This is a genomic window from Pseudoalteromonas sp. PAB 2.2 (assembly GCF_001938575.1).
GTDB lineage: Bacteria > Pseudomonadota > Gammaproteobacteria > Enterobacterales > Alteromonadaceae > Pseudoalteromonas > Pseudoalteromonas lipolytica.
Genome location: NZ_LYPI01000007.1, coordinates 639136 through 664852, shown reverse-complemented (window position 1 = coordinate 664852; position 25717 = coordinate 639136). Strand labels below are relative to the sequence as shown.

Here is a 25717-nt window from a genome sequence, read left to right as displayed (position 1 = left end):
GTGATCCCCAATTTAATCCCCTGCTCGGGTAGGCATTGCCTACCCTTTTTTTTTGAGATCAGTTTTTTACTAACTTAACTAGAAAATCATCACTGAAAGCCCACTTAAAACCAAAACAGACACATTTATTGCGCTGATGTGTTTTACCCACGAGACCGTAAAACTATATAAAATCATAAGCATAAGAACACTTAACGCCATATAACCACAAAATAATAATGCGCCGTATCCGCCTTCACTCATCACACTCAGTCCTAAACTTAGTAAAATAGTGATCCAGCCAATCGTTAAAAATCTATATCGCTGTTTTTCAGTAAGTTTCTTTTTAAATACATCGCGAAAATGATTAAACTTTGCAAGTGCAAAACAATTAAACGCTAAAAAGCAGAGACTAAATTGCAGTAATTCCATCATCCTTGTTGCTCCTTTAACTGCCTGTTTTTAAATAAATTGCCTTTTTCTTTTACGTTGCCATGGCTAGGTATTTTTCTGCTTTGAACAATAAACATCAAACCAGCGCAGATAAATGCACTATCAATGCCAAATAGCGCCCATTGCTGAGTTAGTAAATAGCTGATCCAATTTCCCTCTGTTGTAAATGCATTAATTAAAGGGATTGAAAAACATGCCACCGCATTTAACCACGCAGCTAAGCGCCAATGTGACTGAGTACGTCCAAACAAAGCCAAAACAGCAATGAATAACCACGCTAAGAAAAAGGCTAGAACCTCTTTATCGGCACGTGCGGCTAACTCTATAGGTAGTAATCGGTTCGCGATAAAAAATGCACACGTTGCAAAAGGCAAGCCCATTAATGTAGCTAAATTTAACGTTTCAACAAGCTTCAAGCCACGGTGTGCTGATTGTTCAGGCTTCATGCGCTCTCTTAAACGCTTAGCCCACATCATGCAACCAGTCGCAATCATGGCACAGCCAGCAACCCCACATAAAAAGTACAGCCATCGTAGTAATGGCTCAGCTAATCGCCCACTGTGAAGCGCGGTCATTGAATCGTAAAATTGTGCCGATGCACTCCAGTCTTCACCTGATTGCGCGTCTATTTGCCCTGTTACACCATTAAATAAATAACGAGGGCCATTATCGACCACCTCTTTAGCTGTCGCCAGATAGACAACGATTTGTGATGACGCCGTATTGGCATTACGAACAAATACATGGCTTATATCGGCATTAGGGTACTTAGTATAAATCTGATCTAAAACCTGATTTATTGCCACCATGGGGCGGTGTTCATCGGATGGCGCCGCGCGCTTATTGACCGGTAAGGCTTCATTAAACATCTGACTTAATCCCTCTTCATACACGGTTTCTGCGGGGTAAGGGAACAACATAAAAATCAGTGTGATGATACCTGTGTAAGTAATCATAATATGAAAAGGAAGCGCCAAAACAGACGACACGTTATGCGCATCTAACCAGCTTCTACTGCCTTTATTACGACGAAAAGAAAACATATCTTTAAAAATACGCTTATGAATTACGACCCCCGTGACAAGTGCAACCAACATAAACATTGAAGCTAAACAAACAAGAATACGCGCAGTAAACACATCTATATAATGCAAATCAAAATGCAGACGATAAAAAAAGCCGCCGCCTTTAGTATCACGTGGCTCAGGAACTGGTTCCAGTGTATTTGGGTCTATATGAGTGTAATTAAACGGAGCACGACGTTGACCTGGTTGCTTAGGTTCTGCATAGCCATAACTTAAAACGGGGTTTCGCGAGTCGGGCATGTTTATACGCCACGAAAGAGAGTTAGGTGCTTTTTGCTGTAAATCTGCAAACACATCGTTAATTTGCTTTGCTTGTGAATCAACACGGTGTTCTTGATGACGTACTTGATGGATTTCAGGCTTAGCCCAAAAACTAATTTCGTCTTTAAAGAAGCTCAACGTGCCTGCGAAAAAAATTAAAAATAAAAGCCAGCAAACTAATAAACCTACCCACGTGTGTAACCACGTCATTGAACGGAAGAAATTCTCTTTCATAGCCATCCCTTAATCAAAGCCAGTACGAATAATTGCAGACTTGTCGTTAGTAAGATGGTGATCCAAACGACCTTCAGTGACTTAACTGCAAACACCCATATGAACACGCAGCAATAAAAAAAGACCGATAAGGTTGTGGTCAACAACACACTGTCGAGTTTATTTAGCGGCAATAAGACCGCCAGTAATGAGATAAATACACTGGTAAAAACATAACCCCCTAAGATGGCAGCAACAAAACGAAAAAACACAGCAACACGATATGACAGGCTCTGTGAACGTTTTTTAGCGCCTCTTGGTTCTTTAGCTTGCCCAGCTTGTAAGGACTGAGAGTGCATGATAATCCCTTAAAAAAAAAGTTAAACGAGAAGAAAACGCATTATTATATAGTGACAAAACCAAAAAGATAGTGATTATCATTTGCGTAACCGTATTTTATAAAGGAACGATTTAAAACCCGATTTCATAGTTAGTAAAATAATGATCTGCTAGCTTTGTTTTACACAATAGCCTATGGTGTTATGCACACAGCAGAAGGAGTTATAATGCAAACAATCGGATTAATTGGCGGTATGAGTTGGGAGTCGACACAGATCTACTATCAACTTTTAAATCAGGGAGTTAAAGATAAGCTTGGTGGTTTACATTCAGCAAAAATAACCTTAGTTAGCCTTGATTTTGCCGAAATAGCAACGCTTCAACAACAGCAAAACTGGCCTAAAATGGCAGAAATATTAATAAATGCGGCTCAGCAAGTTGAGGCTGCGGGTGCTGATTGTTTGCTTATCTGTACTAACACCATGCATAAGCTTGCAGAGCAAGTTCAAGCAGCTATCTCGATTCCTCTTTTACACATTGCCGATGCCGTTGGAGAGCAGCTTACAACCAGTAAACACAAAAAAGTCGCATTACTAGGTACGTCATTTACCATGGAGCAAGATTTTTATACACAGCGCCTCAGTGACAAATTTGGAATTGAAGTGCTAATTCCTGAGCCAGACGAACTCGCGGTGATCCATGAAATTATTTATACAGAGCTCTGCATAGGTATCATAAACCCAGACTCTAAAGCCGCTTATTTGAGAATTATCAATCAACTATACCAACAAGGTGCAGAAGCAATCATTTTAGGTTGTACCGAAATAGCCTTGCTAATTCAACACACTGATACCGCCATTCCGTTATTTGATAGCACCGCATTGCATTGTTCAATGGCGCTTAAGCACAGCATAAACTAGGAGACTATTATGTCGAATCACCACAGTCTAAATTATGTAGAATTCGCCGCTAAAGATTTAACCGCTACCAAAACTTTTTTCCAGCAGGTATTTAAATGGAAATTTACTGACTATGGCCCCGAATATACAGCCTTCAGCTGTGAATCAGCAGGGCTTGATGGCGGCTTTTATCAAGCACCCTTAACCAGTTTAACGAGCAATGGCGGGGCGTTATTGGTACTTTACTCTAACAATATTAAAGAAACCCAAGCTCAAGTTGAGAACCACGGCGGGGTTATTATAAAACCATTATTTGATTTCCCAGGAGGTTGCCGCTTCCACTTTACAGAACCCAGTGGCAACGAGCTTGCCGTGTGGTCAAAACAAGCATAGATCAGATTTTTACTAAGTAATGAAACATCAAACACTCTTAGAACAAGTTAGTAAATGCGTGATCTGCGAACCTGAGTTACCGTTAGGAGCCCGTCCCGTTATTCAATTTAATGCCAATGCGCGCATTTTAATAGCGGGGCAAGCACCCGGGGTTAAAGTTCACGAAACAGGGGTGCCCTTTAATGATGCCAGCGGAAAACGATTACGAAATTGGCTAGGTGTCAGTGATGACGAGTTTTACGATGCCCAAAACTTCGCTATTTTACCAATGGGCTTTTGCTATCCGGGTAAAGGTAAGTCTGGCGACCGACCACCGCGCAAGGAATGCGCTATTGCTTGGCGAGAAAAGCTCCTCGCCCAATTAAACAACGTTGAGCTGACTATCATTTTAGGTAAGTATGCACAGGCGTATCATTTACCCCATACCAAACAGTTGCCGTTAACAGAGTTAGTAAAATCGTGGCGTGATTATTGGCCTAAGTATTTACCTTTGCCACACCCAAGCCCACGCAATAATATTTGGTTAAAGAAAAATCCATGGTTTGAAGAACAAGTGCTTCCTGAACTGAGTAGCCAAATACGTTCATTACTTAATAGATAACACAATGGAAAATACTTTTTTTAAGCAACATGGTTACATGCATGTAAAGGGGCTTTACAATGATTCTGCTTTATCTGCTATTCGCCCCATTTTAGATAAATTTCATAATAATTGGCTTCGCGAAAATTCTCTTTTTTATAAAACTAAAGCTATTAATAGTTCAGGGCTCACAGCGTCTCCATGGTTAACAGAAAATGAAAAACTGAGCTTATTCCACTTTATAAACTCAACGCAATTGCTCAATCAGGTTACCTCAATCATCGCGAGACCACGGTTTTTAAATAGCCAATTATTTTTTAATCCTTACAACCCAGAACAACATAATTATTGGCACCGAGATTCGCAGTATCATTTAGATATCAATGCACAGCAATCGGCTCTAACAGGTCCTGAAGTACTGCATTGCCGTATTGCATTTGAAGATGAACATGGGATTGGGTTAATACCAGCGAGTCATAAAAATTGGGATTCTGAAGAAGAATTAGCAGTAAGGCTAGAGCTGCAAGGGGCTCACAATTATGATTCTTTAAGCCGTGGTAAAACTATCTCACTACAAAAAGGTGATCTATTGATTTTTTCGGCCAATATGATTCACCGAGGATTGTATGGGCTCAATAGGTTTTCACTCGATATTCTGTTTTTTGAACGCCATGAGAGCGTGGAGCAATTTATAAACACGGACTTTTTACCGACAGATGCTCAGCTTAAGAAATTGGAAAATCCTGCGGTTTTTATTTAATAAAAAAGCGGCTTAATTAGCCGCTTTCTCGCATTGCATTTAATACTATTGCAGCATCGCAAATAACTGCTTTAACTGCGGCATATATTCTTTAACCAAGTTAACGTTGTTTTCGCTAACATCAACGGGGGCATTACTCGCTTCTTTCACGCCCTCTAAGGCGCCGGTCATTGAACGTGTTCCAGAACTTACAGAAGACGCAGTTAAACTTTGTAAGCCACTCATTGCTTGATTAACTCGCGCTTGGTTTTCTGGTGACAGTGTTGCCTTCACATTTTCAAGATAGGCCATAGAAACTTCAGAACCCACAGTAACAAGCTGCTCTGGCGTAAAGCCATACTGCTGTGTTAAGGCGGCAAATTCAGTGTAAAGCTCATGCTCTTTAATGTGACCCAGTGCGCTCATTACCACAGAAGTATCTACCCCGTCTGTGCTACCCAGCATGTTACCCAGGTCTACACTTTCAAGCTCAGGTTGATTTTTTGACCAGTTCACAACTGCGGGGAGTGCTTTAATATAACTTTGTAGTTGGTTTTCGGTAATATCTTGTGCGAAGCTAGAAAAACTCATCGCGAGTAAACTCATTGAAATAATTAGTGCTTTCATCATGATTTCCTTTCTTTTCCAGTTTATAACAACCGACTTGCTTAGCGAGTTATTATGATCAGCTAATTACAAGTGTTACAATACAGTTTTTAGCACAACTAACTGAACCTAATGTTAATTATTTCTAATACTGTAACAATTGATGAATGGGAGCTCGACTTTAGTGCAATCCGCTCTCAGGGTGCAGGCGGACAAAATGTAAATAAAGTGGCCAGTGCAATTCATCTACGCTTTGATATAAAGCGTTCAAAGCTTCCTGACTTTTACAAACAAAGATTACTCAATTTAAATGACTCTCGGTTAACCAAAGAGGGAGTTATTGTCATTAAATCGCAAAGTCATCGTACACAAGAACTGAATAAAGAAGAAGCACTCAATCGTTTGAAAGAGTTAATTATCAGTGCAACACAGGTTCAAAAAAAGCGTCGTGCAACCAAGCCATCAAGAAATTCACAACGCAAGCGCATGGATAGCAAAACGAAGAGAGGCCAAACTAAAGCATTAAGAAAAAATATAAGCCTATAACCTTATCATCACCCAATAGTATCAATAATAAGCATAACTGTAAAGAAGTGTAACTTGTTAACAAAGTTAATTGATGGTTAATCCTACCAAGACTATAATAATTATACTATCTCACTTTTGAAAGGAGCCGCAAATGGGCCAAAAAATATGCTTAATCGGCGTTGCTATGATAACGCTGTCAGTTTTGCCTATGACCAGCTTTGCCGTTGATTCTTGGCAAGCCGGAAGCGCTTATCCGCAAGGAAGTGAAACCTGTTATAACGAGATACTCTATAAAGCCAGATGGTGGGCAACCCCAGGAGAAGAACCCGGTAGTTCACAATGGGGGGCATGGGTTGCCGATGTTGCATCAAAAACCTGTGTAGAGAGTATGAGTATGGCTAAGCAAGATGAGTTATTAAAGTCGCTGCCAACCATCTTCGAAACAAATAATAATAAAAAAGGGAGTTCTGATTAACTCCCTTTTTTGTCACCAGGCCCGCATGCACTAATCAAATGTATGGTGGCGTGTCATTTCAAATCGATTGAGTATGTGATGCATAATATAGACAGCACACAAGCTTAAAAGTATTGCAACCGACACCGATGAAAAGCGATATAAAGCGCTATACACCAGATCTTGACCCGGCCCTAATGACTGGCCAAACAAGATGCCAAAGGTCGTAATAATACCAAAACCAACCCCTGGAATGCCGCCAGATAAAATATGATAGCGACTAAATATAAAGGTCAAAATCCATAAAATCAGTGCAGGAAAAATTAATATATCAGTGTGATTGTATAAAAATAACTGCGCCACAAGTGCTAAATTGCAGCCAATTAATGTACCAATAGCACGCTGCCATGCAGCCATTCCCGCCGCTTTCCAGCATAAAGAAAACAAAATCAATACCGACGCCGCCTGTGCAGAAATAGAGTCTTGTAAATCAAATACCTGAAAAACAATAAAAGAAAGAGTCGCGACGGTTGAACATAACAAGACTTCATGCCGAACACTTTCTTTGGCTTTTTCAGGCATTACGCGAGCTTGACGGGGTGAAACATCAGGAAAAATTCCATGCATCAGTACCGAAAAAACAACGGTTACAATAACAGCGACTGCATTGCTGATGATCAACGGATAAATACTGACTCCTGCCCCTGTGTAGGTTGAAAAGTGCAATTGAATCGAGAGGCTGACTACCGTTGTTGCACCAAATAAAAAGTTAGTGCCACGACTCATTTGGTAAAACAAAAAAGCAAATGCCAAAAAACTTACCATCGTCATGACCACAGGCAAATGTGCAAGCAAACCTTGAACGACAAGTACAAACAATGCACTGAATACTGCACCCGCATAAAACTGACGAATAATATGCATATTAAGTACAGGTACTAGGCCAAGCAACAACATAGGATACACAGTAAAAAAGATCCCATTTGGCCAATTCATCAACTTTGCAAGCGCAAACCCTAATGCTGAGCCCGTAGCAATACGCAATGCTTGACGCAAACCATTCCCATCGAGTTGCAGTGTTGACATAACTTACTTAACCTTAATATATAAAGTGCAAAACACTGATCAAACGGATTTGCATGCCCGCAAACCAGCTACCGATGCTTGACTCAGGCAATAGTTGCACCGTTGCTCGTGCGCCACTTGGAAACTTAGCCAGCATGTCGTGTTGCTCTAATTGCAGATGAATACGCTGACGCTGTGCATCACGGACCCAGCGATTGCTACTTTCAGTGGCACTTAATAAGCCATTAGCATTAAGTTGACCATCACTCACACCGGCCTCAAAGCTGATAATTTTTGCATTGAAAACCTTGCCGGGTAGGGCATCAAAACTGACTTTTGCACGGCTGCCAACCTGCACATGAACGAGTGATTTTTCGCGAAAATCAGCGACAAGATCCGCTTTATTAGCCACAACCGCCATTAATGGCTGGCCTTTATTCGCATAAGTACCTGGCGTAACTTGCAAGTTCGCCACTTTACCATCGGTCTCTGCTGTAACACTTGTATAAGACAAATTAAGCTTTGCTTGCTCTAGTTGGTTCAAGGCGTGACGAAGCGCTAGGTTGTCATCGCCCATTTTACCACGCGCTAATTTAGCTTCGCTCAGCTGCGCTTCAATCGCTGCCACATTCGCTTTACTCGACTGATAATTCGCATTAATCGTTTCGTATTCCTGCTCTGATATAGAGCGCTTTTTAAGAAGTGATTCGCCGCGTTCAAACAACAAGGTTTGCTCATGTAACTTGGCCTCTGCCGCTGCTAATTGTGCTTCAATCGCTTTAACACTGCTATCTAAGCGTTGGTTTTGCAACTTTGCATCATCGTAAGCAAGTTCGGCTTGCTGTACGGCAAGCTTAAAAGGCTCATCATTAATATGAAATAATGGTTGTTGCTTCACAACCGACTGGTTATTGGTTACGAACACATCCGTTACACGCCCACTGACTTGTGGCGTTACCTGTACAACAGGGTGATACACGCGTGCCTGCGGAGTTACAGGCATGAATAAATCAGCAACCACAAAATAAAGAAATAAAACAATAAAACCCGCTAAGGAGATTTTTACATAACGGGCAAATTTTTGATCCGGTGTCATAAACTTACTTATCTCCTGAATATTGCTTAATGCACTGGCGCGCGTTTATTTCCATTTGCACAAGACCATGCGCCATGGTATCGAGCTGCTCAGTGGTTAAATTTGCATACAAGTGTTGTTTCACATCAGCAATAATAACGCGCAAGGTGTCTAATAATTGTAGACCTTGTTCGGTGAAATAAAGGCGTTTACTGCGTTTATCCTCGGTATCTGACTTGCGTACAATAATCTCTTGCTGCTCAAGCTGCTTAATAGTGCGTGTTAGTGACGGCATTTCAATGCCTAAACTACTCGCCAATTGCTGCTGTGTGCAGCCTTGATTCAAGTGAAATAAATGAATCATTACCGTCCAGCGCGATTGCGTTAAACCTAAAGGCTCAACCGCAAATGTAACGGCATCGCGGCATAAACGATGAACACGCCCCATGCTTCCGCACAAGGTTAGATCAAGGGTTTCATGAAAGGGGATAGAAGAGGACATAATGCACTCCATTTACTTAGCATGCTAACTATTTTAATGTAGTTAGCATGCTAAGTAAATATTAATGCATTTTATAAAACAGATAGAACTAATCGAAAAAACCGAAACAACCGAAACAACGAAAATAATAACCTGTCAGTTCACAAAGGTGCGATTAACGTTTTAATATGCTGCTCATATTGGTCTAACTTATCAATTACAAAGCCCGTATGTTGGTAGCGGACTATCCCTTCTTTATCAATTAAAAAGCTGCTGGGCATCCCTTTGAGTTGATATTGCCTGCCTATGACAGCATCGGGGTCATAAATGATATTAAAATTAACCGCAAAATCAGTTAAAAACTTCTCAGCATCTGCGCGCTCTACATCAATGTTAACCGCAATAATCGTCAATCCTTGTTCACGATACGTATTTTGCATTTCAATAAGCCACGGAAACGAGCGGCGACAAGGGCTGCACCACGACGCCCAAAAATCTAATAGCACCACTTTTCCTTTATTTTGGCTGAGTAACGCTGCGAGTTGTTGCTGGCTAGGTGAAACAGTTGTCGATGCAGGTTGCTCTGCTATCACAGCAGAGCTAACAAAAAGAAATAGAGCGAAGATGAGTTTGATCATTGATAATTTAACAAGTTTGCTGGTGAATATTGATCCGTTAAGACCTTGGTGTCTTTTGGCCAGTCTTGGTTGCCTTTAGTATAAAACAAGTGCTCACTAAGCAACTGCATATCGACATCATAAGGGGCTAATTTTGGCGTTAAACGCTTTACCCGCTCAGCAATTTGTTGTTCTGTGGGCATGGCATGAAAACCCGCTAAAATTATCCGGTTAGAATCTTTATCTGTCACTACATTTACAAAATCACCAAAGACATCAAAATAGGTTGCAGACTCGTGCTGATAGAGCTTACTTGATGAAAAGGTGTTCGCGGCAACAACGCCGTTTTTGGTCAGAACACTTTTTACTTCAGCAAAAAACTCTTTTGTAAGTAAGTGCTCAGGAATGTAGTCGCCGTTAAAGGCATCGAGAATAATCCAGTCGTACTTTTGCTTTTTTAATGCCGCGCGTTTTATAAAAATGCGTCCATCTTGCACTTTTGATGTCACGCTGTCGGTTTCAACAAAATCAAAATAATCGCGTGCAACTTTAATCACCGCAGGGTCAATTTCTACATTTTCTATATGTGCATTGGGGTAGAGTTCATGAATGGTGTTAGAAAGTGTGCCACCCCCCAATCCAATAATGAGCACATTCTTTGGATTATCAATAAATAATAAACTTGCGAAGGTCATTTTAGTGTAATTAAACACTAACTTTTTAGGGTCACTTTGGTACATACAACTTTGCGTACTTTTACGGGTTTTTTCATTAAATTTTAAACACAGTAAGTCAGCATTTTTCTCGACCAAAATGTTGCGATACAAAGAGCGTTCTTTGTGTATTACCTTGCTTTGTGCAATGAATGGCATGATTAACACTAACCATATTAAGACTCTAAGCATACAGCACGCTCCTTAACCGAAAGCTGACTCACAACAATAGCAAGTAACCCCAAAGCACCGAGTACAGCAGCAAATGTTTTAATAATGTCATTAACATCAAATGCCAGCACCATATAAAACGAAGTGATAATAGTGCCCAGCGCACTGCCTAATGTACTCACAAAATATAACCCGCCAGCCACTTGTCCACTTTTTTCATGATCGGTAACCAATAACCGCACCGAATATGGCGAGATCATGCCTAAAATAATAGTTGGAATGAAAAACAATGCCATTGAGGCAAGCAGAGAACCATAACGACTGTCTTCGATATGACTGAAAATAAAAGCCATAATTGGCTCAGCAAACATAACAATTGGTATCACCATAATACTGGCAATAAAAAAGATAGCGCCATATTTGGTTAATGTAGGGTTGCGAGTAGAAAGTTTACCGCCAAGCAAATAACCAATTGATAAGCTCAACATAAACACAGTAATAATACTGCCCCAAATATGCACACTACTACCAAAAAATGGGGCTAAAATTCGCCCACCGAGTAATTCAATCCCCATTATACAAAAGCCACTACTGAATGCTAAAAAGTAGATAAGCGCATTGATTTTATTCATTAAACACCTGCTGATTTCGTTATAGTTTTAATCCATCTTAACCTGATGATGAACTCGATGCTATGACTGTTTTTTGTCCATAAAAGGGGCATTGATAAAAATACCTTTTTAAATAACCTTTATAAAAAAAGAGGCTAATTAGGTCATCGTCTGGTATTTTATCGGGAGCAATTAAAAAGGATTCAAGCGATGGAACAGCACATTAACTCAATCAACGTTAGCGAAATAAAATCACTTTCAGGTTTTAAAGTGCGCACGTGTAACGCGAATGAAATGAGTGGCGAGGGCGCTCAAATAGGGCATTTATGGCAACGTTTTTATAGCGAAATAGCACCAGAACTGACCTCAACAAGCCAGGTTTACGGTGTGTATACACATTACGAATCAGATGTCATCGGCGACTTTGATGTATATGCCTGTACTAATACCCCGATAAATACGGTAGAAACAGAGTCCGTTGATCTAGCTGCAGGGCATTATCTTCGCTTTATACCATTGTGCTTAATTTAGTGATCTATTTTGAGGCAATAAAACCGCGTTGATAACAAGGCAAAAATTTAGTTATTTAGTTGTTCTAAATCAGAAATTTTTAACGCAGGTAGCGACTGGTTTAATCACTCAAAATGATTAAGTATTTTTGCAAAATGGTATTAGTGGTCAAGGAAGTATGCCACACGCTGTGATTGATGTATGGGGTCAAGTTTGGCAATACTTTAGTAATGAGCAGTGCCCACACATTCGCGCTTATAAAACTGACTACGAGTTTTATAAAAGTAGCGATGAGGTTGAGGTGTTTATTTCTGTTGAATAGCAATGCACTAAACAACGCGTGTAAACCCCCATTACAAATTGACTAAATACGCCGCTTAATGCGGCGCTGGCTATTTATAAAAACTCAGTGCTATTTGTTCAGCTTTTGCATAGGCGTTAGTGAGTGAACGCTGATGCCTTTCATCATTAAACTCTTGGTATTCACTTGCAATTTCGTCGATTTTCTCAACGCCTAAATACAGACTCAATGTGCGTAGATGAGGCACTAAATGGCTCATATGCTCGCGTATCCCACCTTGCTCGAAGCCAAACTCGCCTGTAGAGGTAATGATCACTAAGCGTTTACCATTTAGCAGCGGTTTTAAAGGAAAATCACCACGTCCTAAGTCAAAATCAAAAGTTTTGTTAATACGAACTATTTGATCAAACCATGCTTTTAGTTGCGCGGGCATACCGTAGTTATACATAGGAGTTGAGATCACGATAGTGTCGGCCTTAGCGACTTCACTAATAAGTTCATCTGACTCAGCAAGCAGCGCTTGTTGTTCTATGGTTTGCTTATTAGCCGGTGTGAACACAGCACCTATCCACGCTTGAGTAATAAAAGAAGGCGGGTGAATCCCTACATCACGATAGATATACTCAGCTATTGCATTAGTATTTTGTAAGCAGCTTATAAAATGTTTAGCAATATTCTTTGAAATTGAATCATGGCTTGAATTATCATTTTTTGCCGCACGTACGCTAGCATCAATATGTAGAAGGGTAGTCATAAGTAAAACCTCATTAGTTAATGTATGGGTATCATCAATAAATTGAGGCGTTTTAACAAACGAGTTAAAATTCACTATAAGTAAGTTATACTCAGCTATAAATCTGCGAGAGTTTTTTATGCAAGTATCATTACAATCCTTAAAAGCCTTTGAGTCGGCTGCGCGCTTGGGCAGTTTTAAAGCTGCAGCTGCAGAACTTGCGATTACGCCTACCGCAGTTTCACATCATATAAGTAACCTCGAAAGTCGTTTAAACACCGATTTATTTCATCGTGAAGTAAGAAAAATCACCTTAACTGAAACGGGTGAATACTTGAGCCTGAGCACTTCAAAAGGGTTTAAACTAATTTTTGATGCGCTAGACACGCTAAGCCAAGCAAATAACCACATTCGGATAACAACCACCTCATCGCTTGCCGCAATGAGGCTAATACCCGCTTTACATACGCTAAACACGCAGTATCCACAATTAACGCTCGATATATCAACCAGTGAAGCGCTGGATAAACAATTGCATACTTTACCCGTTAGACTTGGGAATAAAGAAGAAATCAACGAAGCTGATATCATAAAATATGAGGCTTTTAATGTCTTTGCTGCAAGCACGCACCAGCGCGCACCTTGGCTAAATGGGCACGTTACTTTGTACACTAGTCAATGGAAAAACAACGCATTAGCTGCGCCCCCTCTCACTGAGTGGCTGACTAAAAACAACCAAAGCTCATCGCAGTTCGAGATTAAGTCGTTTGATCAGGAGTTATTTGGTATTCAACAAGCATTGGCAAATAATGGCGCTGTATTTTGCTCAAACACGTTGGTCAAACCCTATGTTGATGCAGGGTTACTCACACACTTTAAGAGCCGTGCTGTAGAATCACAGCTTTGTTATTACATACCCGATAAGTCTCGCTTTGAGACAAACACACATAAAACCGTAATTGAGTGGTTAGAGCGATTATTAAATTAAACATTTAGTAATCTGTAACGGGGGTTTACAGCTTGCATAAAAAAGCCGCAGTTTAAGTTATTAAGCTGCGGCTTTTACTAAAAGCTGAATTACGGCTTGAGTAAATGCTTTTCAAAGAAGTTAGCCATCATCGTGTGATAATGCAGAGTCGTGCCTTCACCTTCACGCAGGCTGTGAGAGCGGTTCGGGTATGAGAAGAACTCGAACTGTTTATTGTGCTTAACTAATTCGTTAATTAAACGTTCTGAACCTTGGTAATGCACGTTGTCATCGCCAGTGCCGTGGATCAGCAACAATTTACCTTGCAAGTCTTTGGCAAAAGTAATTGGCGAGGTATTGTCGTAACTTTCAGGATCCGTATTTGGATTACCAGCATAACGCTCTTGATAGATGGTGTCGTACAAGCGAATATCAGGGACTGGAGCTGAAGCAATGCCCACTTTGTACTTGTCGCCATGGCGGAATAACAAGTTAAGTGTTGAGCTGCCGCCACCTGAGTGACCCCATACGCCAACACGGTCGGTATCAATTACATCCCAGCGCTTTGCCATTGCATCAAGTGCATCCACTTGGTCACGCACAGTGATTGAGCCAATTTTTTTGTAGATTGATTTACGCCAATCTCGGCCTTTCGGTGCACGTGTACCGCGATTATCAACCGAGGCAACAATAAAGCCTTGTTGTGTTAAGTACGACTTATACAAGTAACTGTTGCCTTCCCAGCGGTCTTGAACTGTAGAACCCCATGGCTCACCGTATACATAAAATACGATAGGGTACTTTTTGCTGTTATCCATATTAGCAGGGAACATAATGTAACCATCAAGCTCAACACCATCGCGGGCATTTACTGTAAAGAACTCGTGTGTTGGTAATTGTTCAGTTGTAAGCTTTTCTTTCAGCGCTTTATTCTCAACTAAGGTTTTCACATTGCTGTGATCACTTACTTTGATGATTTCTTTCATGGGGGGTGTGCCAAACTTAGAGTAGGTATGCATTGCCCATGATGTGTCTTTCGACATGTAGTAGCTATTAGAGCCATCAAATGACTCTGGCGTTACACGCATCGGTTTTGTGCTTCCATCAAGCGATGTACGAAATAAATAACGCTGGCCCGGATCATCAGGTGAAGCTGTGAAATACATCACATTTTTATCTTCGTTTAACGCCAACATATCAATAATGTCGTATTCGCCCGGCGTTAAATCAATGATACTTTTGCCATCACGAGAAACACGATAAAGATGACGCCATCCATCTCGCTCACTGTGCCAAATAAAGAACGTGCCATCTTTTGACCAGTTAGCTTTATAGAACCACTCGATGAATGCATCGTCTTTGTCTTCAAGAATTTTAGTTAGCTGTTGCTTTTTCCAATCAAATAACCACACTTTGTTGTGGCTTTGCGGGCGATTAAGATCTTGGATCATTAATGATTCTCCCGTGCCAGCCCAGCTAATACGTGGGATATAACGGTCACGGTTATCGCCACCCAGTTCTGCCCAACGCGTTTTTTTATCACTTAAGCTTACCACACCAACTTTTACGGCAGAGTTCATTTCGCCCGCTTTTGGATACGGAAACTCTTTGAGTGTCGGATAAAGCTCGTCGGTGTTATTGATCATAGTGAAATATTTCACACCACTGGTATCAAGCTGCCAATAAGCGATAGATTTATTGTCAGGGCTCCAACGGAATCCATCTCGAATAGTAAACTCTTCTTCGTATACCCAGTCAAAGTTACCGTTAACGAGGGTGTCATTGCCATCGGTAGTTAATGCAGTAACCGCTTTGCTGCCTACTTTTTCCATGTAGATATTGTTGTCGCGCACATAGGCCACTTTAGAGCTATCTGGTGAGAACTTTGCGAACATTAATTTTTTAGCTTCAACGTTTTCACCACCTAATTGATACAGCGAGTCTGTCTCTAGGTTTAAAAGCCAAAAGTCACCACGGCTACGTGAACGCCAAACTTGCTCACCATTGGTAAACACCATCAGCCACTTGCCATCTTTTGACCACTGATAACTTTCAACGGTTAACGGCTCTTTTTCGCCTTCTGGGATCAGTTTTTCGTAGCTAACAAGCACTTTTCGATTTGTACCATCTGCATTATAAAAAACAATGTCGTTGCCTTTTACACCATGTTCATCGTCTTTGGCTTTATCGTCTTGTTTGTTTTTATCGCTTTCACGCTCTTCAAGCACTGTGTAACCCGTGCCGTCGTCGAGCCATGTGAAATAGGTGCTACGTTGTGCTTTAAAGTCTTTGTCTTTGTATATTTGCTCAAGCGAAAGAGGATTAGAGTTTGCGCTCACTGTTGTGGTTGTATTGGCTTGCTCAGTACTTGAGCATGCTTGTAGTCCCAAACCTGCAACAACGGCAAACGCGAGGGCTGATGTTTTTATTAAGTTCATTTTGTTATCCCTTGGTTTTAACTAACCTAGCGTAGCAAAATAAGTTAATAAAATCTGAGTTTTTATCGTATAAACAGGGGGGTTGAACTTAATCATCCCACAAAAACATACTGGCATGTTTATTAGCAATACGCAGTTCATATATATCACTACATGGTCGACTAGCGGCTCCGTAACACACATGCAGTGGTAACAAATGCTCCTCACGAGGATGATTAAAGCGTGCTGCTGGCGCCATTTGCCATTCTAATAACTTAGCGTGACGCTGTTGTTCTGTAAGCGATGTATTACCGCACACATCAACAAGCCACTGCTCAAAAGCGAGATTTTGCATTTTGATTTCGGCTGTTTCCGGTGTAAAAAAAGCGCGCATATTATGGAAAGTAAACCCTGAGCCTATAATCAATAGGTTGTCGTAATGCAGGTTTTGCAGCGCTTCGCCTATTGCTAGATGCACGTTTGGTAATAGGCTAGGGTGCAACGACAACTGCACGCAAGGTATATCTGCGTCTGGGTACATTATCTTCAAAGGGACATACATGCCATGGTCGAAGCCTCGAGTGGGGTTCAACTCACTGTCAATATGTGCAGTTGTGAGTGCTTGATGAACTTGCTCAGCAAGCGCTGGCTCACCGGGACATGGGTATTCTATAGAATATGCAGAATCCGAAAATCCATAATAATCATATATAAGCTCAGGCGCAGCGGAAGAGGTAATATTTATTGGGTTGGCTTCCCAATGGGCACTGATCATCAAAATAGCTGATGGCTTTTTAATTTTTGCTGCAACAGATTGCAAACAGGTAACCATATCAGCATGACTGGCATCGCCTAATAGTGGCATTGGGCCGCCACCATGAGAAACAAAAAAGACGCGTGGCTTTTGCATAAACGGGCTCCTTACTTACGTTGTTATGTATAGTGCACGCACAGAGGTTCAATAACCAGCCACATAAATGCACAGCTTAGGTGTGATTTTACACACCAAAAGTTTGTAAGTACTAACTTAACAACCATGCAGCATTCATTGCGGGTATTTTCCCTTTAAGCCCCCCTTCTAATGGCTCTCGACAAAGTAAGGTTAATTGATAATGCGCGTCGTAATGCTGATGAAGCTCGTTGGCAGTAACGTTAAATGGAGGACCTGAAAACTCACTCTGTTGATACTCAAACACCACAACCAATTGCTGCGCTTTATTGGCTAACTGTAAAATGTGTTGCGTATAACGTACTCGCATTGATAATGGCAATGCCACTAATGCCGCTCTATCATACACAGCGTTTACCGTACCAAGTTGTTCAGGAGTCAATGTAAATATATCTCCCACCCACACAGTTAAATTAGCGCTCTGATAACACGTTAGTGTGCCATGGTTAGTAATCTCTGGTGTGAGGTTTAATTCTTGAAAAAGCTGCTTAATTGCAATTTCACTTAACTCAGCGCCCACAACTTTCATGCCGCTGGCTAACAAAAAATGAATATCGTGCGTTTTGCCACATAGAGGCACAAATACGGTATCGCCAGGTTGCAAACTCAAGTTGGTAAAATACTGATCCAGGTAACGATTAACATCCCCTTCATGAAATCCTATTTCATTATTTTCCCAACGATTATGCCAATGTTTTGCGTCCATCAATAACTCCTAAATAAACAACACAAATTGAGCTGATAAATATAACCCTACACCAAATAGTAAATGGGTGGTGAGAGTTTTCAAACGTGCTTGGTTTGGCTTAGCTGTATTAACAGCCATAACTCCTAATCCTAAAGCAGGTTGCATAACAAAAAATGGCATGACCGTGCTGAACAATCCGAATAAACAGGCAGGTAAAAATAGCGGTGAAGTCATCCATTCCTTACCAATCAATAACACAAAAAACAGAGAAAATAGGGCGCCGATGATGTAATGCAAAATCCAACCAACAACACATTCGCGTTCTTTAGCTTCACTGGCAGCAATATCGACATGTTTAAATTGCCCCGATGCCATAGTAAGGGCCCAACGCCCAACAAAGCAAAAGTTTAATGTAGTCTGGTTAAAGCACTTTTTAAAAAAATAACTCCATATATCAATTGAAAGCGTGGCAACAAGGCCAATAACTATCGCCTGAATAAATTGAAGGAAGGTCATATTTATACCAAGTAGTGAATCATAAAAAACATGATAAACAATTACAAAAATGCTAAAAACAACAATATAAACAAACTATGATTGCATAAATGAAATGATGATTGATGACATTGCACTGTTCATACATATCGTTAAACAAGGCGGAGTTACAGCAGCAGCCGATTACCTATCTGTACCAGCAGCAACAGTTTCAAGGCGATTACAACGGCTTGAACAGCGCGTTGGTGAAAAACTATTAAATCGTACTGCAAGGCAATGCACATTAACCCACGTTGGCGAAGTGTACTTTCAAAGTTACGTAGAGTTAGTGGAGCAATTTGAGCAGACTCACCATCAATTAAACGATCAAAAAGCGAAATTAACGGGCAAGCTAAAAGTACTCGCCCCCCTGAATATTAGCCATGGATTTTTAAAACCTATGTGGCTTGCCTTCACGAAACACTACCCAGAAATTCAACTTGAGTTACTGCTAAACAACCAACGTGACGATCTCAGTAAAAACCAAGCAGATATCGCTATTCGTATTGGTCCGCAAACTGATTCACACTACCAACAAAAGAAACTAGGCAGTGTCGATACATTATTTGTCTCGACAGAGCGCTATTTAAGTGACGCTCCCTCACTCAGTACCCCAGCAGATTTAAGGCAACACCGGCTTATAGGCACGACGCTCAGAAATAAATGGCAACTAAACAACCTAAAAACAGGCGAAACACAGACTTACATGTGCCGGTTTGCTAGCACATTTAACGACACCGGTTTTGTGAAATACTTAGTCTGTGATGGCCAAGGTGTGGCGTTGTTACCACGCTTTGAGATTATTGATGAGCTTAAAAGTGGACAACTCAAGCAAGTGCTCCCTTTATGGCGTGGTGAAAGCAGAGAGATATATGCAATTTGGCCAAGCGGGCGATTACTTAGTAAAAAAGCGGTTTGTCTAAAACAGTTCGTGACACAGTTTATTTCTGAAACACTATAGCCATGCGTATTCCATTTGTTTTGCTGTTAATAAAGCGTGCTCTTTATTTATCAGCTCTGCCACTAACGCTAAGCTCATATCAATGCCTGCAGAAATACCACCAGACGTGGTAAATTTTCCATCGGTTACCCAACGTTTATTGGCAATCACTGTCAAGTCTTTAAACATAGCAGCGAGATCACTTTGATCCTGCCAATGAGTTGTGACATTTTTTTTGCATAACAGCCCTGTTTTAGCTAACAAAAATGCGCCTGTGCAGACACTCGCAACCCGTTTTGTTGTTGATGCGGTGTGGCTTAACCACTCAATCACTGCGCTTTTTTCAAGCTCATGCGTATGGTCGCCACCAACCACTATAAACACATCAAGTTCTGGGCAATCAGCAAAGCTGTAATGGGGGTTTACACTGAATCCGCCACGCGCATTCACAGGGCCGTTAGTCTGTGCTATTAAACTTACTTGCCAATCATTTTTGGCTAAACGCTTTGCGGTGCTGAACACTTCAAACGGACCCGAAAAATCAAGCACTTCAGCATCATCATAAATATAGATCCCAATATTCATACAATTGTTCCTAATATGTGGATTTATTTCTCAAGTAAAAAATCGTACTATGCCATTTTTGCAGAGCGTTAATAACATATTATTAAATTAGTACTGTATACAAATAAATCTTTAAGGCATTGTTAATGCGTTTATTATTATTACTGTGTGGCCTGCTTGTTGGGTGTAAATCAACAGAGCAAACCGTCACTGAAATCAGTGAAATATCGCCAGGTACAGTTTTGTATCAAGGCGAGACATCAAGACAAAATGTTGAAATGTTCGAAAGCGTGCTTGTGAATAGCAAAAACAAAATCGATACCCTAGTGATCAACAGTGAGGGCGGCGATGTTATGGCTGGTCTCCATTTAGGCGGCTTAGTTCACGAGTATCAATTAAAAGTGATTGTACGCGAATTGTGCGCCTCATCATGTGCAAACTATGTGATAACGGCAAGCCCAGATGTTCGCGTTGAAGAGCAGGGGATCATTGGCTGGCATGGAGGAGCTTTGCAACCGTTATATGTGCCAATGGAGAAAAATACGCAAATAACAAATTACATTGCAAAGTGGCAAGAAGCAGAAAAACAATTTTTTGAAACGATTAATGTAGAACAGGCGATAACCATTATTGGGATGATGCCTGGCATAACCGAAAAACGTGATGCCCCGATATACAGTTATGATGTAAACACATTAAAACGCCTCGGTTTGCATATACAGTTTGAGGGGGAGCAAACAGGGCTATCTGCCAAGGGTGAAAAAGTAGTGCAGATCTTTGAGCTTGAAGAGGCTGTGCTCAGCCATTTTTTAATGCTGAACAGAATCGTCTCGGCAGAGCTAATCAACTAACTAAAAAGCCAACATGCTGTTGGCTTTCACAAACGCATACGTGCGGGATATTTACGGGATTAATCAAGCTCTAACTGCGCTCTCTCGACACTGTCACTCGGGAGCTCTTTTTGCACAGATACACCCAACTCTTTAAACTCCGACGCTTGCTTAATTAAGTTTCCTTTTCCGCGATAAAGTTGTGAAAAGGCCTTATCATAGCTTTCTTTAGCTCGATCGAGCTGTTTACCAACGCCTTCCATACTGGTTAAAAAGCCATTAAGTTTATTGTAAAAGCGCTCAGCACGGGCGGCCAATTCTTTTGAGTATTTTGTTTGCTCTTCAAATCGCCATAGTTGCTTCACAATATTTAAACTGGTTAGCAGGGTCGTTGGTGTCGCCACCAAAATATTCTTTTCGATCGCTTGCTGATATATATCACTCTGATATTTAAGCGCTTCAACAAATGCAGACTCAATGGGGACAAACATAACGACCACCTCAGGGGAGTTAATTCCTGGGAGTCTGTCGTATGCCTTACTGGCCAATTCATTGATACGCGATTGCACCGCAGTCACATGCTCTTTAAGTGCTTGTTGTGCTTCAAGCTCATTGTCGGCATTAACGTAGCGTGTATACGCATTGAGCGAGGTTTTAGCGTCGATCACTAAATGTCGTTCTTGAGGTAAATAAACCACAACGTCGGGGCGCAGACGCCCGTCTTCAGTATTAAATGACACTTCTCGCTCATAATCGATTCCTGCGCGAAGCCCTGCACTGTCTAAGACGTTTTCGAGCATTAACTCGCCCCAATTACCTTGTGTTTTCTTTTGCCCCTGCAAAGCGGTACTGAGCCTGTCTGCTTGTTCTGTTATGGCCTGGCTTTTTGCCTGTAAATGTAAAAGCTCGGTTTTTAATGCGGCACGTTGTTTTAAGTCTTCAACATGAATTAGCTCCATTTTATCGCGGAAGCCTTTTAACTCACCTTGAACGGGCTTTAATAACTGTTCAATACTTTCTTGGTTGAGCGTTTTAAACCGTTGTGATTTTTCTTCAAGAATTTGATTTGCTAGGTTTTCAAACTCTTTTTTGAGCTGTTCTTTACTGTCTTTTATATGATTAAGTTGTTCTTTAAAGTGCAGTTCTTTTTGTTCTAAGGTGCTGCGTAAAGTACTTAAATCGACATCGCGTTGATTTAGCATTGCTTTGGTGTCAGCGAGTTCTGCTTCAACTCGTCGCCAAAATTGATTAAATTGCTGCGCTTGCTTTTCTTGCTCGACAAAGCGGGTTTTAAAGTGTTGAGATTCATCACGTTGCTCTGCGTAATCTTGCTGTAACTGCGACAGTGTTAACTGACTTTCTTGTAACTGTTGTAGCTTCTGCTCTAATTGATTCTGCTGCAACTGATAGCTATTTTCCAGTGCGACTAACTGGCTTTTTAAGCGACTCTTTTGCAACGAGAGCACAGTACCTGAAGCCAATACTCCTAGTACACAACCGCTTGCAATCTGAAGCCAATCAATGTGGCCTAATAGCTCTGTAATCATAATGAAAACTCAATAACTTAAAGACACTTCATCATAACGAATTACATGACAGCAGAGTAGGGGAGTAGGCATAAAAAAAGCCAGCTCAAGGTGAGCTGGCTCTAACATTACTAAATTTAGTAACCAAATGGGAAATCAACATAATGCTCATGTAAACTGCAATTTAACAACAAGCATAATAATAGACGCCACTAAATTTGATTAGTTCAAAAAAAGTTTAAAAAAATTTAATTTTTTATCAGCGCCAACATCTGCTCTTCATCAAACTGAGTAAAACTCATTGATTTATCAGTAAATAATGCATCAACTAACGCTTGTTTATGCTGCTGCATTTTAAATACTTTTTGTTCAACAGAGTTGGCCATAATCAATTTATACACAAACACAGGGTTGGTTTGACCTATTCGATATGCCCGATCGGTTGCCTGTTTTTCAACTGCAGGGTTCCACCATGGGTCAAAGTGAATCACGGTATCTGCTTGGGTTAAATTTAACCCGGTGCCACCGGCTTTTAGGCTTATTAAAAAGACTGACGATTCACCTTCGGTAAACTCTTCAATAACACGACTGCGATGTCGAGTTTGACCGGTCAACATACTAAAGGTAATTCCTAACTCACCTAAACGCTCTGCAATCACATCTAAAGCGGTCGTAAACTGGCTAAATATAATGACTTTACGACCTTCACTTAACATAACGGGTAAATGCTTAGAGAGCCATTCAAGCTTTGCACTACCCGCCTGAGTTGTTGGATCAATAAGTTTGGGATGACAACAAATTTGTCTTAATTTTAGTAACGCGTCCAAAAACGCAAGCTTACTCTTTTGCACACCTTGTTGGGCAAACAAGTCAACCAGCTTTTGCTCTAGCGATTGCGTTATACCGGTGTAAATTTCTTTTTGTTTCGCTTCGAACTCAAACTCTTTAACCAGCTCTGTTTTCTCGGGAAGTTCTTGCGTTACCTGCGCTTTTGTTCGGCGTAAAATAAAAGGCATGATCAGCGATTTAAGTTCATCGGCTCGTTTAACATCGTTATCGCGCTCAATAGGTGTTTGAAAATATGTTTTAAAGTGCGCTTGCGAGCCCAGGAGTGAGGGCATTGCAAAGTCGAGCAACGACTTAAGCTCAAACAGGTTATTTTCGATAGGCGTGCCACTTAAGCACAATTTAAAATCGGCATTAAGGCGCTTAACCAAACGCGATACCTGCGCAGCATCATTTTTAATGTACTGGGCTTCATCCAGAATAATATTTTCAAAATACAGTGGCGAGTAATATGCAATATCACGTTTTAACAAAGGGTACGTTGTTAAAATGCAATCGGCCTGCGATAACTGCTGGAGTTGCTCGTTTCGTAACGAACCAAATACGGTGGTGATTTTAAGGTTACACGCAAACTTATTAATTTCATTTTGCCAATTTCCTACCAAGCTGGTCGGGCAAACAATTAAAGTAGGGCCAGCTTGAGGCCGTTGTTTGGCATTCGCTAAAAAGGCAATAACTTGTAAGGTTTTACCCAATCCCATGTCATCAGCCAAAATACCCCCCAACTGATGACGTTTTAAAAAGTTAAGCCAATCAACACCATGTTGCTGATACTCTCGAAGTTGTACACCGTCATTCAATCCCTGAATATCGGACTTTTTAACCACCGGACGGGTGTTCGTTAATTCAGTTAAATATGCATCAAGGGCATCATCAACAATACTGACTTTAATTGCTTTTTGGGCGATTAACTGGGGTAAAAATGACAATGGCATGAGTATTTCATCACGCGTTTTTATATGCTCAAAACGTTCGCGGTATTCATTAAGCTGAGTAATCGCTAACTTATCAACAACAGCAAAACGTTTACCTACGCTGAAATAATAATAACGTTCACTTTGACGATTGAGAGACTGAAAATTGTTATCCGCTGTAAAAAGTTGCTGCGTTTTTACACCAGAGATCACGATTTTACTAACTATTTGATGACCTTTTCCTCGCTCAACTTGAAGCGATATTTGCTTTAATGCTTTACTAACATCAAGTTCATCATTAATTTTCCAGCCGCGTTTAAGCAGGGTAGGGATAATTTCGAATTTCAACCAGTGTGCATGTATAACTGATTGTTTATTAAATACAAACTCGGTTTGTAAAGCCCCTTTACAAAATTCAAACCCTAAGTTCCTTAGCTCATTAACAACGGTATTCTCAAGCGATTGATTAATAATCCCCTCGGGGGCTTGGCTTAGTTCGTAAAGTGAATTTTGATAGTTAAATTGAAGCGATAGACCAATGTTTCCCTCATCGTTGCGTATGCTTATAACGGGAAAGACAGAACGTGATTGATTCTTTTTACTTTGCTTAAATGCATGCGGAATAACACCCTCACCAAAATTGTCATTGAGTTGTTGGTATACACGATCAAAGTTTTCGTTGTGTATCGCAGGCATGTTAGCCAATAACGCAATTTCATCTGCTGTCAAAGGAGTACGGATACGGCCAATTTTAAGTGTGTCTGGATCTAGGTAAGTCGGGGGTGTCGTTTTGAGTAACAACCAATTATCTTGCCCTGCTAGTGACAAAGATAATGAGGTTAAATCACTATTTTGCTGCCAGCTAAATTCTAAGGCTTGCATGGTATCTGCTTTAATAGCCTGGCGAGAACGGCCTAAAAATAATCGTTGTGTCGCTATAAGTTGTTGTAATGCCGCAAAGCCCCATGAACCTTTCAACTCAAGCTTACCGAGCGCGTTTTGAGAGCGGATCCAACTATATAATCTAAAGTCAGTTTCGAGTAAATCAGTCGGTGTAACAAAGCTATTTAATTGTTGTTCTGTTAAATTACGGCCCAATGTGTAGTTATGCTCAGGATCATAATTAGCAATTTTAGGGGTAAGGGTAACAGCCGATTTTTCAACATCTAAAACAAATAATAATACATGTTTTGCTGTGTCAGTTGTTGATTGCTTTAGCGTCTTTAGCTCACTAAACCAATCATTAATAATATAGTCCTCGCCATAATCGCCTGAATGCTCAATTTTTAATTTAAGCAAAACCGCAGCAATATGACGGCACTTTGTTTTTGAACCACACGTACAATGTGAATCAACTGAAAATCCGGTTGGTAATTTACTGATCTCGATATGCTGGGTAAAAGTATTCCCTTCGTTACCAAACATAGAAGCATCAATCACACTAAAGTCACTACTATGCTCAAGCCAATTGATTTGGCCGTTCTGATGGTACTCTTTTGCTTTACTTAGCACATGCGGCTTAAATAGCTGCTTGATGAATCGCTCTGACAGCGGAAACTGTGTTTCTTGCTCTTGTTTGATTTCTTCAAAGATAGCTAATAAGTCATTTTTGGATAAGTTAGCAGACATAACGCTTTTAACAGTAAAAACAAAAAATAATTCTGCCAGTATATGATCTATCAGCGCCCAGCTAAAGCACTATTCCTTTATTTCGGACTGGTTGGAGCTGATTAGTT

At 40.7% G+C, this 25717-nt stretch carries 29 protein-coding genes; 11 read left to right on the top strand and 18 right to left on the bottom strand.

Annotation, left to right across the window (positions count from 1 at the left end; all coding sequences use genetic code 11):
• Positions 1-78 precede the first annotated feature (78 nt).
• From BWD47_RS03385 to BWD47_RS03375, 3 genes are read right to left on the bottom strand one after another with little or no spacing between them, the layout of a single operon-like run.
• Positions 79-414 carry a DUF3325 domain-containing protein gene (locus BWD47_RS03385; RefSeq protein WP_036972590.1) on the bottom strand — a complete coding sequence of 112 codons (336 nt, stop codon included), beginning with the start codon at positions 412-414 and terminating at the stop codon, positions 79-81.
• On the bottom strand, positions 411-2012 hold the full coding sequence (locus BWD47_RS03380) for a PepSY domain-containing protein (RefSeq protein ID WP_075593370.1): 1602 nt from the start codon (positions 2010-2012) through the stop codon (positions 411-413). The genes BWD47_RS03385 and BWD47_RS03380 overlap by 4 nt, the downstream gene beginning before the upstream one ends.
• The gene (locus BWD47_RS03375) at positions 2009-2350 is read right to left on the bottom strand and encodes a hypothetical protein (protein ID WP_036972593.1); all 342 of its coding nucleotides are present in this window, start codon (positions 2348-2350) and stop codon (positions 2009-2011) included. The genes BWD47_RS03380 and BWD47_RS03375 overlap by 4 nt, the downstream gene beginning before the upstream one ends.
• A 207-nt stretch (positions 2351-2557) precedes the next feature.
• On the opposite strand from BWD47_RS03375, the gene BWD47_RS03370 reads away from it, so the two are divergent.
• Genes BWD47_RS03370 through BWD47_RS03355 form a run of 4 tightly spaced genes read left to right on the top strand, consistent with a single transcriptional unit; the run spans position 2558 to position 4962 of the window.
• Entirely contained in the window at positions 2558-3250 is a 693-nt protein-coding gene (locus tag BWD47_RS03370) for an aspartate/glutamate racemase family protein (RefSeq protein ID WP_036972594.1), read from the top strand.
• A gap of 9 nt (positions 3251-3259) precedes the next feature.
• Positions 3260-3622: a VOC family protein gene (locus BWD47_RS03365; protein WP_036972597.1), complete on the top strand. Its 363-nt coding sequence runs from the start codon at positions 3260-3262 to the stop codon at positions 3620-3622.
• Positions 3623-3641: 19 nt separating this feature from the next.
• A complete protein-coding gene (locus tag BWD47_RS03360) occupies positions 3642-4223 on the top strand; it encodes a uracil-DNA glycosylase family protein (protein WP_036972599.1) in 582 nt (193 codons plus the stop codon).
• A 4-nt stretch (positions 4224-4227) separates the two neighbouring features.
• Positions 4228-4962: a phytanoyl-CoA dioxygenase family protein gene (locus tag BWD47_RS03355; protein WP_075593369.1), complete on the top strand. Its 735-nt coding sequence runs from the start codon at positions 4228-4230 to the stop codon at positions 4960-4962.
• Positions 4963-5007: 45 nt separating this feature from the next.
• Here BWD47_RS03355 and BWD47_RS03350 read toward each other — a convergent pair whose 3' ends face one another.
• Complete coding sequence (locus BWD47_RS03350) at positions 5008-5568, bottom strand: short-chain dehydrogenase (protein WP_075593368.1); 561 nt, start codon at positions 5566-5568, stop codon at positions 5008-5010.
• 111 nt (positions 5569-5679) lie between these two features.
• On the opposite strand from BWD47_RS03350, the gene arfB reads away from it, so the two are divergent.
• Together arfB and BWD47_RS03340 are read left to right on the top strand one after the other, a co-directional pair.
• Positions 5680-6093, top strand: coding sequence for an alternative ribosome rescue aminoacyl-tRNA hydrolase ArfB (gene arfB / locus BWD47_RS03345; RefSeq protein WP_065979207.1), 414 nt, complete (start codon positions 5680-5682; stop codon positions 6091-6093).
• Positions 6094-6226: 133 nt separating this feature from the next.
• Positions 6227-6550: a hypothetical protein gene (locus BWD47_RS03340; protein WP_036972603.1), complete on the top strand. Its 324-nt coding sequence runs from the start codon at positions 6227-6229 to the stop codon at positions 6548-6550.
• Positions 6551-6580: 30 nt separating this feature from the next.
• Here BWD47_RS03340 and BWD47_RS03335 read toward each other — a convergent pair whose 3' ends face one another.
• From BWD47_RS03335 to BWD47_RS03310, 6 genes are all read right to left on the bottom strand, one after another.
• Positions 6581-7615, bottom strand: a complete 1035-nt coding sequence (locus BWD47_RS03335) for a DUF2955 domain-containing protein (RefSeq protein WP_075593367.1) — start codon at positions 7613-7615, stop codon at positions 6581-6583.
• Between the two features lie 13 nt (positions 7616-7628).
• Positions 7629-8690: an HlyD family secretion protein gene (locus tag BWD47_RS03330; protein WP_036972606.1), complete on the bottom strand. Its 1062-nt coding sequence runs from the start codon at positions 8688-8690 to the stop codon at positions 7629-7631.
• A gap of 4 nt (positions 8691-8694) precedes the next feature.
• The gene (locus tag BWD47_RS03325) at positions 8695-9171 is read right to left on the bottom strand and encodes a MarR family winged helix-turn-helix transcriptional regulator (protein ID WP_036972607.1); all 477 of its coding nucleotides are present in this window, start codon (positions 9169-9171) and stop codon (positions 8695-8697) included.
• Between the two features lie 140 nt (positions 9172-9311).
• Positions 9312-9788 carry a TlpA disulfide reductase family protein gene (locus tag BWD47_RS03320; protein WP_075593366.1) on the bottom strand — a complete coding sequence of 159 codons (477 nt, stop codon included), beginning with the start codon at positions 9786-9788 and terminating at the stop codon, positions 9312-9314.
• The gene (locus BWD47_RS03315) at positions 9785-10672 is read right to left on the bottom strand and encodes a spermidine synthase (protein WP_065979203.1); all 888 of its coding nucleotides are present in this window, start codon (positions 10670-10672) and stop codon (positions 9785-9787) included. The genes BWD47_RS03320 and BWD47_RS03315 overlap by 4 nt, the downstream gene beginning before the upstream one ends.
• Positions 10657-11283, bottom strand: a complete 627-nt coding sequence (locus BWD47_RS03310) for a fused MFS/spermidine synthase (protein ID WP_036972611.1) — start codon at positions 11281-11283, stop codon at positions 10657-10659. Before BWD47_RS03310 ends, BWD47_RS03315 begins: the two co-directional genes overlap by 16 nt.
• Before the next feature lie 189 nt (positions 11284-11472).
• Here BWD47_RS03310 and BWD47_RS03305 point away from each other — a divergent pair, with 189 nt between their 5' ends.
• Positions 11473-11793: a GyrI-like domain-containing protein gene (locus tag BWD47_RS03305; RefSeq protein ID WP_075593365.1), complete on the top strand. Its 321-nt coding sequence runs from the start codon at positions 11473-11475 to the stop codon at positions 11791-11793.
• A 157-nt stretch (positions 11794-11950) separates the two neighbouring features.
• Complete coding sequence (locus tag BWD47_RS20090; RefSeq protein WP_075593364.1) at positions 11951-12094, top strand: transcription activator effector binding protein; 144 nt, start codon at positions 11951-11953, stop codon at positions 12092-12094.
• A 70-nt stretch (positions 12095-12164) separates the two neighbouring features.
• On the opposite strand, the gene BWD47_RS03295 is transcribed toward BWD47_RS20090, so the two are convergent.
• A complete protein-coding gene (locus BWD47_RS03295) occupies positions 12165-12827 on the bottom strand; it encodes an FMN-dependent NADH-azoreductase (protein ID WP_075593465.1) in 663 nt (220 codons plus the stop codon).
• Between the two features lie 118 nt (positions 12828-12945).
• Here BWD47_RS03295 and BWD47_RS03290 point away from each other — a divergent pair, with 118 nt between their 5' ends.
• A complete protein-coding gene (locus tag BWD47_RS03290; RefSeq protein WP_075593363.1) occupies positions 12946-13794 on the top strand; it encodes a LysR family transcriptional regulator in 849 nt (282 codons plus the stop codon).
• 89 nt (positions 13795-13883) lie between these two features.
• Here BWD47_RS03290 and BWD47_RS03285 read toward each other — a convergent pair whose 3' ends face one another.
• The 4 genes from BWD47_RS03285 to BWD47_RS03270 form a co-directional block, all read right to left on the bottom strand.
• Positions 13884-16211, bottom strand: a complete 2328-nt coding sequence (locus BWD47_RS03285; protein WP_074988406.1) for a S9 family peptidase — start codon at positions 16209-16211, stop codon at positions 13884-13886.
• 88 nt (positions 16212-16299) lie between these two features.
• Positions 16300-17100 carry a class III extradiol ring-cleavage dioxygenase gene (locus tag BWD47_RS03280; RefSeq protein WP_036972615.1) on the bottom strand — a complete coding sequence of 267 codons (801 nt, stop codon included), beginning with the start codon at positions 17098-17100 and terminating at the stop codon, positions 16300-16302.
• 112 nt (positions 17101-17212) lie between these two features.
• Complete coding sequence (gene tmpT, locus BWD47_RS03275) at positions 17213-17845, bottom strand: thiopurine S-methyltransferase (RefSeq protein ID WP_075593362.1); 633 nt, start codon at positions 17843-17845, stop codon at positions 17213-17215.
• Between the two features lie 9 nt (positions 17846-17854).
• Positions 17855-18343 carry a DUF2938 domain-containing protein gene (locus BWD47_RS03270; protein WP_075593361.1) on the bottom strand — a complete coding sequence of 163 codons (489 nt, stop codon included), beginning with the start codon at positions 18341-18343 and terminating at the stop codon, positions 17855-17857.
• Between the two features lie 94 nt (positions 18344-18437).
• Between BWD47_RS03270 and BWD47_RS03265 the strand changes: the two genes are divergently transcribed.
• Positions 18438-19322 (top strand): LysR family transcriptional regulator, encoded by an 885-nt coding sequence (locus BWD47_RS03265; protein ID WP_083633622.1) that lies wholly within the window; start codon positions 18438-18440, stop codon positions 19320-19322.
• Here BWD47_RS03265 and BWD47_RS03260 read toward each other — a convergent pair.
• Positions 19317-19886 (bottom strand): DJ-1/PfpI family protein, encoded by a 570-nt coding sequence (locus tag BWD47_RS03260; RefSeq protein WP_075593359.1) that lies wholly within the window; start codon positions 19884-19886, stop codon positions 19317-19319. The two genes, BWD47_RS03265 and BWD47_RS03260, sit on opposite strands and share 6 nt — an antisense overlap.
• 125 nt (positions 19887-20011) lie before the next feature.
• Here BWD47_RS03260 and BWD47_RS03255 point away from each other — a divergent pair, with 125 nt between their 5' ends.
• A complete protein-coding gene (locus BWD47_RS03255) occupies positions 20012-20716 on the top strand; it encodes a hypothetical protein (RefSeq protein WP_036972620.1) in 705 nt (234 codons plus the stop codon).
• A 59-nt stretch (positions 20717-20775) separates the two neighbouring features.
• Here the strand turns inward: BWD47_RS03255 and rmuC are convergent, their stop codons facing one another.
• Both rmuC and BWD47_RS03245 read right to left on the bottom strand, forming a co-directional pair.
• Positions 20776-22242: a DNA recombination protein RmuC gene (gene rmuC / locus BWD47_RS03250; protein ID WP_074988393.1), complete on the bottom strand. Its 1467-nt coding sequence runs from the start codon at positions 22240-22242 to the stop codon at positions 20776-20778.
• 227 nt (positions 22243-22469) lie between these two features.
• Entirely contained in the window at positions 22470-25610 is a 3141-nt protein-coding gene (locus BWD47_RS03245; RefSeq protein ID WP_075593358.1) for a DEAD/DEAH box helicase, read from the bottom strand.
• Positions 25611-25717: the final 107 nt, after the last annotated feature.

Coding starts and splice junctions, on each gene's coding strand:
- BWD47_RS03385 (WP_036972590.1), bottom strand. CDS start 414: ATGATGGAATTACTGCAATTTAGTCTCTGCTTTTTAGCGTTTAATTGT.
- BWD47_RS03380 (WP_075593370.1), bottom strand. CDS start 2,012: ATGAAAGAGAATTTCTTCCGTTCAATGACGTGGTTACACACGTGGGTA.
- BWD47_RS03375 (WP_036972593.1), bottom strand. CDS start 2,350: ATGCACTCTCAGTCCTTACAAGCTGGGCAAGCTAAAGAACCAAGAGGC.
- BWD47_RS03370 (WP_036972594.1), top strand. CDS start 2,558: ATGCAAACAATCGGATTAATTGGCGGTATGAGTTGGGAGTCGACACAG.
- BWD47_RS03365 (WP_036972597.1), top strand. CDS start 3,260: ATGTCGAATCACCACAGTCTAAATTATGTAGAATTCGCCGCTAAAGAT.
- BWD47_RS03360 (WP_036972599.1), top strand. CDS start 3,642: ATGAAACATCAAACACTCTTAGAACAAGTTAGTAAATGCGTGATCTGC.
- BWD47_RS03355 (WP_075593369.1), top strand. CDS start 4,228: ATGGAAAATACTTTTTTTAAGCAACATGGTTACATGCATGTAAAGGGG.
- BWD47_RS03350 (WP_075593368.1), bottom strand. CDS start 5,568: ATGAAAGCACTAATTATTTCAATGAGTTTACTCGCGATGAGTTTTTCT.
- arfB (WP_065979207.1), top strand. CDS start 5,680: ATGTTAATTATTTCTAATACTGTAACAATTGATGAATGGGAGCTCGAC.
- BWD47_RS03340 (WP_036972603.1), top strand. CDS start 6,227: ATGGGCCAAAAAATATGCTTAATCGGCGTTGCTATGATAACGCTGTCA.
- BWD47_RS03335 (WP_075593367.1), bottom strand. CDS start 7,615: ATGTCAACACTGCAACTCGATGGGAATGGTTTGCGTCAAGCATTGCGT.
- BWD47_RS03330 (WP_036972606.1), bottom strand. CDS start 8,690: ATGACACCGGATCAAAAATTTGCCCGTTATGTAAAAATCTCCTTAGCG.
- BWD47_RS03325 (WP_036972607.1), bottom strand. CDS start 9,171: ATGTCCTCTTCTATCCCCTTTCATGAAACCCTTGATCTAACCTTGTGC.
- BWD47_RS03320 (WP_075593366.1), bottom strand. CDS start 9,788: ATGATCAAACTCATCTTCGCTCTATTTCTTTTTGTTAGCTCTGCTGTG.
- BWD47_RS03315 (WP_065979203.1), bottom strand. CDS start 10,672: ATGCTTAGAGTCTTAATATGGTTAGTGTTAATCATGCCATTCATTGCA.
- BWD47_RS03310 (WP_036972611.1), bottom strand. CDS start 11,283: ATGAATAAAATCAATGCGCTTATCTACTTTTTAGCATTCAGTAGTGGC.
- BWD47_RS03305 (WP_075593365.1), top strand. CDS start 11,473: ATGGAACAGCACATTAACTCAATCAACGTTAGCGAAATAAAATCACTT.
- BWD47_RS20090 (WP_075593364.1), top strand. CDS start 11,951: ATGCCACACGCTGTGATTGATGTATGGGGTCAAGTTTGGCAATACTTT.
- BWD47_RS03295 (WP_075593465.1), bottom strand. CDS start 12,827: ATGACTACCCTTCTACATATTGATGCTAGCGTACGTGCGGCAAAAAAT.
- BWD47_RS03290 (WP_075593363.1), top strand. CDS start 12,946: ATGCAAGTATCATTACAATCCTTAAAAGCCTTTGAGTCGGCTGCGCGC.
- BWD47_RS03285 (WP_074988406.1), bottom strand. CDS start 16,211: ATGAACTTAATAAAAACATCAGCCCTCGCGTTTGCCGTTGTTGCAGGT.
- BWD47_RS03280 (WP_036972615.1), bottom strand. CDS start 17,100: ATGCAAAAGCCACGCGTCTTTTTTGTTTCTCATGGTGGCGGCCCAATG.
- tmpT (WP_075593362.1), bottom strand. CDS start 17,845: ATGGACGCAAAACATTGGCATAATCGTTGGGAAAATAATGAAATAGGA.
- BWD47_RS03270 (WP_075593361.1), bottom strand. CDS start 18,343: ATGACCTTCCTTCAATTTATTCAGGCGATAGTTATTGGCCTTGTTGCC.
- BWD47_RS03265 (WP_083633622.1), top strand. CDS start 18,438: ATGATGATTGATGACATTGCACTGTTCATACATATCGTTAAACAAGGC.
- BWD47_RS03260 (WP_075593359.1), bottom strand. CDS start 19,886: ATGAATATTGGGATCTATATTTATGATGATGCTGAAGTGCTTGATTTT.
- BWD47_RS03255 (WP_036972620.1), top strand. CDS start 20,012: ATGCGTTTATTATTATTACTGTGTGGCCTGCTTGTTGGGTGTAAATCA.
- rmuC (WP_074988393.1), bottom strand. CDS start 22,242: ATGATTACAGAGCTATTAGGCCACATTGATTGGCTTCAGATTGCAAGC.
- BWD47_RS03245 (WP_075593358.1), bottom strand. CDS start 25,610: ATGTCTGCTAACTTATCCAAAAATGACTTATTAGCTATCTTTGAAGAA.